The sequence below is a fragment of the Spirillospora sp. NPDC046719 genome (assembly GCF_040645715.1).
In the GTDB taxonomy this organism is placed as follows: domain Bacteria; phylum Actinomycetota; class Actinomycetes; order Streptosporangiales; family Streptosporangiaceae; genus Spirillospora.
On record NZ_JBEYYT010000436.1, the window covers coordinates 2,863 to 7,668 of the forward strand.

Genomic DNA, 4,806 nt, shown 5'->3' on the forward strand with positions numbered 1-4,806 from the left:
GTGCTCACTACCCATGGGGCGTTGACCCGGGGGTGGGCCCCCGGTGCCCGCCCCTTTCCGACATGATCTCCCCCCCCCGCCCGCCCCCGGTGGGGCCCCGCGCCCCCGCCGCCGAGCTGTCGAGCGAGCCCGCCGTCACCACGACGACCGGCGACTGGCACCGCGTCCAGCGGATCGTGAAACGGTTCACGTCGTACGGCCTGAAGCCGCAGGTCAAGACCTATTACGCCTACACGTCCCTGCCGAAGAAGGTCAGTCTCCAGATGACCGCGCCGCAGTCCGCGACGCTGCCGGTCAAGGAGAAGCCGCGGCCCTGGCAGAAGCACTTCGACGAGGTCATCCCCGCGCACAACGGGCTGTCGCCGTCCGGGGACGTGCAGGGCGAGGTCGTCTACGCCAACTACGGCCGCCCGCAGGACTTCGAGCAGCTCCAGAAGGCCGGCGTCTCGGTCAAGGGCAAGATCGTCCTCGTCCGGTACGGGCAGGTGTTCCGCGGGATCAAGCCGCGCGACGCCGCCCGGTACGGCGCCAAGGGCGTGCTGATCTACTCCGACCCGGCCGACGACGGGTTCGCCCGGGGCCCGGTGTACCCGGACGGGCCGTGGCGCGCGTCCGACGGCATCCAGCGCGGCAGCGTCGCGCAGATCCAGCTCGCCTCCGGCGACCCGCTGACGCCCGGCTGGTCGGACGACTCCCCGAAGGCCCGGCGGCTGAAGCCGTCCGAGGCGCCGATGCTGCAGGGCCTCGTCCCGGCGCTGCCGATCTCCTACGGCGCCGCCGAGCCGCTGCTGCGCTCGCTCACCGGCGCGCAGGCGCCGGACGCCTGGCAGGGCGGCCTGCCGTTCACCTACCGCCTCGGCCCGGGCGGCACGAAGGTGCACCTCGACCTCCAGAACACCTTCCAGGTCCGCAAGCTGTGGGACGTCACCGTGACGATCCCCGGCAGCGAGCGCCCCGACCAGGAGGTCGTGCTCGGCGCGCACCACGACGCGTGGGCGTACGGCAGCGACGACAACCTGTCCGGGACGGAGAACGTCCTGCAGATCGGCCGCGCGCTCGGCACGCTCCTCAAGCAGGGCTGGCGACCCAAGCGGACGGTCGTCCTCGCCACCTGGGACGGTGAGGAGTACGGCCTGTTCGGCTCCACCGAGTACGCCGAGCAGCAGGGCGAACGGCTCCGCAACGCCGTCGCGTACGTGAACATGGACGGCGCGGGCGGCTCACAGTTCGGCGCCGAGGCGACGCCCGCGCTGGACCAGTCCGTCATCGACGCGGCCAAGGAGGTCGCCTGGCCCGGCACGAGCGGGACGGCCTACGACGCGTGGAAGGCGCAGAACGACGGCAAGACCCCGATCGACCGCATCGGCGGCGGCTCGGACTTCCAGGCGTTCTTCCAGCGCTACGGCGTGCCCGCGATGAACCTCGGCTCCTCGTCGCCGGGGTCGTCGGGCAACTACCACTGCTCGTGCGACGACTTCTACTGGATGTCGCACTTCGGCGACCCGACCTGGCAGTACCACGCGGCGATGTCCCGGCTCGTCGGCATCGCGGCGCTGCGGCTCGCCGACGCGGACGTCATCGCGATGCGGTACTCGCCGTACGCCGCCGAGACCGCCCAGTACCTCACCGCGTTCACCGAGCAGCAGCGCACGCGGCTCGGCAAGGTCGTGGTGGACGTCTCGCGCGACATCGACCAGGCCAAGGCGTGGCAGAAGGCAGCCGACGCGTTGCAGGCGCGCGCGCAGCAGGCCCTCGGCAAGGGCGACACGGCGGAGTTCCGGCGGCTGAACGCCAAGCTCATGCAGGACGAGCGCGACCTGCTGGCCCAGTCGGGCCTGCCGGGCCGGCCCTGGTACCGGCACCAGATCTACGCCCCGGGCATGGACACCGGCTACGCCACGCAGCGGCTCCCCGGCCTCAACGACGCCCTGTTCCTGCAGAACGACCCGGCGGCCGCGAAGGCGTACGAGGCGCGCCTGTACGCCTCCCTCCGCGCGGCCACCCGCACCCTCACCCCGTAAGCAGGGCCGCCCCGCGGCGCGATCCGCCAGGGCACCGTGCGGACCATCGCGATCACCGGACGGTCCCCGTGATCATGATTCGGGACGCGACGGGAGGCGCGATGGCCGCGGGTCGGCTCGGCCGGCGCGACTTCGGCAAGATGATGGGACTGGCCGGGCTCGGGCTGACCGCGCCCGCCCTCGCGGGCGGGAGGCCCGTTTCGCGAAGTTCGTGGCGGTTAAAAGGCGATCATGGACATCGAGATCACGGCGGGGACGGCGGACGACATCGACTCTCTGGAGCCGCTGTGGCTGGCGATGCTCGACCACCACCGCCGCGTGGCCGGGGCGCGGTGGCCGGTGCGCGGCGCCGCCGACTCCTGGGAACGCTGCCGCGCGGAGTACCGGACGTGGCTCGGCGAGGACGGCGCCCTCCTGCTCATCGCCCGCCCCACCGCCCCGGCGGCCGGGCCGGACCCGGCCGGGTACCTCGTCTGCCGGCTCCGGGCGTCGGGACCGACCTTCGACCTCGGCGCGCGGCGCGGCGAGGTGGACTCCCTCGTCGTCTCCGACGCGGTCCGCGGCAACGGCGTCGGCTCCGCGCTCCTCCGGGCGTGCAAGGAGGAGCTGCGGAGCCGCGGCGTCACGTACTGGTCGATCGGCGTGGTGGAGGCCAACCGGGACGCGGTGCGGCTCTACGAGCGCATGGGCTTCGGCTCCTGGAGCCGCGAGCTCCTCGCCCGCGTGGACGACTGAGACCGCCTGATCACCCGGTCCGCCGCGCCCCGCCGGGGGTCTCGCCCTTCGCCACCTCCAGGACGCCCGTCTCGGTGACCAGCGCGGTCACCAGGCGGGCGGGGGTGACGTCGAACGCCGGATTGAACGCGCCGGCTCCGTCCGGGGCCGTCCGGACGTCGCCCCAGGCCAGTACCTCGTCCGCCGCCCGCTCCTCGATCGGGATCCCGTCCCCGGCCGGGAGCGCCAGGTCCACGGTGCTCCACGGCGCGGCGACCACCAGCGGGACGCCCGCCGCCGCGCACGCCAGCGCCACGCCCACCGAGCCGACCTTGTTGGCGGTGTCGCCGTTCGCGGCGATCCGGTCGGCGCCGATGACCGCGACGTCCACCAGCCCGCGCAGGATCGCGCCGGCCGCGGCGCCGTCCGCCTGCACCAGGCACGGGATCCCGGCCCGCACCAGCTCCCAGGCCGTCAGGCGGGCGCCCTGCAGCAGCGGGCGCGTCTCGTCGACGTAGACCGTCTCGACGCGGCCCCGGCCGTGCAGCTCGCGGACGACGCCGAGGGCCGTCCCCCACCCGGCGGTCGCGAGCGCGCCGGCGTTGCAGTGCGTGAGGACGCGCAGCGGACGGTCCGGCGTGCGGGCGGCGATCCAGTGCGCGCCGAACGCGCCGATGGCCCGGTTGCCCCGCACGTCCTCGTCGAGCAGGGCCTGCGCCTCGGCGACCACGGCGTCCACGCCCTTCGGGACCAGCGGGACGGCCCGGTCGACGCCCGCCGCGAGGTTGACCGCCGTGGGGCGCGCCTCCCGGATCCGGGCGATCGCCGCGTCGCGCGCCGCGCCGTCCCAGCCCTCGCGCTCGGCCTGGAGCATCGCGACGGCGACGCCGAACGCGCCGGCGACGCCGAGCGCGGGCGCGCCGCGCACCACGAGCCGCCGGATCGCGTCCACGAGCCCGCCGACGTCCCGCACCACCACGTGCTCGACGCGCCCGGGCAGCACGGTCTGATCCAGCAGCCGCAGCCCGTCCCCGGCCCATTCCACGGTTCGCACGTCGTCGGTCATACCGCCCATTCTGCCTCCCGGACGCCGGGAAGCCTTACCCGGCAGGGCTTTCCGGCCGCCCGCACGCACCCGCTGTTCCATACCGTGACCTGCGGTAACTTGACAGGGGTCGAACCTGTGTTCGAAATTAGGCGGAGGGGCGCGAGAGGAGGGACGACCGTGCCGGAGGCGGCGCTGCGGGACCTGGCGAGGTCGCTGGAGCACGCGTCCGCGCCGCCCGCCCGCGCGGTCCCCGTGCTGCCCGCGCTGCGCCCGGTGGTCCCCGGCGGGCTGCGCCCCGGCTCGCTCGTCGGCCTGGACGGGCCCGGCGCGGCCTCGCTCGCCCTCGCGCTCGTCGCGGGCGTCTCGCGGCACGGCGGCGAGGACGGCGCGGGCGGCTGGTGCGGGATCGTCGGCGTCCCGTCGTTCGGCGTCGTCGCCGCCGCCGGGATGGGCGCCGAGCCCGAGCGGCTGCTGCTGGTCGACGACCCTGGCGACCGCTGGCCGGACGTCGTCGCCGCGCTGGCCGAGGCGGTCGAGCTGGTGCTGCTGTCCCCGCCGGAGCGTCCCGGCGCCGCCGCCGTCCGCCGGCTGTCCGCCCTCGCCCGCAAGCACGGCTGCGTCCTCACGCTGACCGGCCCGTACGCCCGCGACTGGCCGGGCGTCCGGCTGCGGCTGCGGCTGGACGGCGTCGCCTGGGAGGGCGTCGGCGACGGCCACGGGCGGCTGCGCGGCCGCCGCGCCCGGGTGGTCGCCGAGGGCCGCGACGCCCCGGGCCGGGGCCGCCGCGCGGACCTGTGGCTGCCCGCCGCCGACGGCACCGTGGCGCCCGCCGCCCCGGCGCGGCGGCCGCTGGAGATCGTCCCGCCGCCCGCGGTGAAGGACGGCGCGCCCGTCCACACCCGCCGTGACGGCGCGCCGGCCGCCGGCGCCGGCCGGGGGGGGGTGGCGGGAAGCGGGGGGGGGGGGGGGGGTGGCGGGGCGGGGGGATAGGGAGGACGGGGGGGGGGGGAAGAGTGGGGCAAA

The 4,806-nt window shown here is 75.8% G+C and carries 4 protein-coding genes; 3 read left to right on the forward strand and 1 reads right to left on the reverse strand.

What is annotated here, in order from left to right:
• Positions 1 to 62: 62 nt before the first annotated feature.
• Together ABZ914_RS42140 and ABZ914_RS42145 are read left to right on the forward strand one after the other, a co-directional pair.
• Positions 63 to 2,021, forward strand: a complete 1,959-nt coding sequence (locus ABZ914_RS42140; RefSeq protein WP_500200316.1) for a M28 family peptidase — start codon at positions 63 to 65, stop codon at positions 2,019 to 2,021.
• A gap of 231 nt (positions 2,022 to 2,252) precedes the next feature.
• Positions 2,253 to 2,756 carry a GNAT family N-acetyltransferase gene (locus tag ABZ914_RS42145; protein WP_500200318.1) on the forward strand — a complete coding sequence of 168 codons (504 nt, stop codon included), beginning with the start codon at positions 2,253 to 2,255 and terminating at the stop codon, positions 2,754 to 2,756.
• A 10-nt stretch (positions 2,757 to 2,766) separates the two neighbouring features.
• Here ABZ914_RS42145 and mtnA read toward each other — a convergent pair whose 3' ends face one another.
• The gene (mtnA, locus tag ABZ914_RS42150; protein ID WP_500200320.1) at positions 2,767 to 3,801 is read right to left on the reverse strand and encodes an S-methyl-5-thioribose-1-phosphate isomerase; all 1,035 of its coding nucleotides are present in this window, start codon (positions 3,799 to 3,801) and stop codon (positions 2,767 to 2,769) included.
• Between the two features lie 159 nt (positions 3,802 to 3,960).
• Here mtnA and imuA' point away from each other — a divergent pair, with 159 nt between their 5' ends.
• Positions 3,961 to 4,773, forward strand: a complete 813-nt coding sequence (imuA', locus tag ABZ914_RS42155; protein WP_500200322.1) for a DnaE2-dependent mutagenesis accessory factor ImuA' — start codon at positions 3,961 to 3,963, stop codon at positions 4,771 to 4,773.
• The last annotated feature ends 33 nt before the right edge of the window (positions 4,774 to 4,806 follow it).

Excerpts from the sequence above, each read along its gene's own strand:
- mtnA (WP_500200320.1), bottom strand. The coding sequence starts at position 3,801 with ATGACCGACGACGTGCGAACCGTGGAATGGGCCGGGGACGGGCTGCGG.
- ABZ914_RS42140 (WP_500200316.1), top strand. The coding sequence starts at position 63 with ATGATCTCCCCCCCCCGCCCGCCCCCGGTGGGGCCCCGCGCCCCCGCC.
- ABZ914_RS42145 (WP_500200318.1), top strand. The coding sequence starts at position 2,253 with ATGGACATCGAGATCACGGCGGGGACGGCGGACGACATCGACTCTCTG.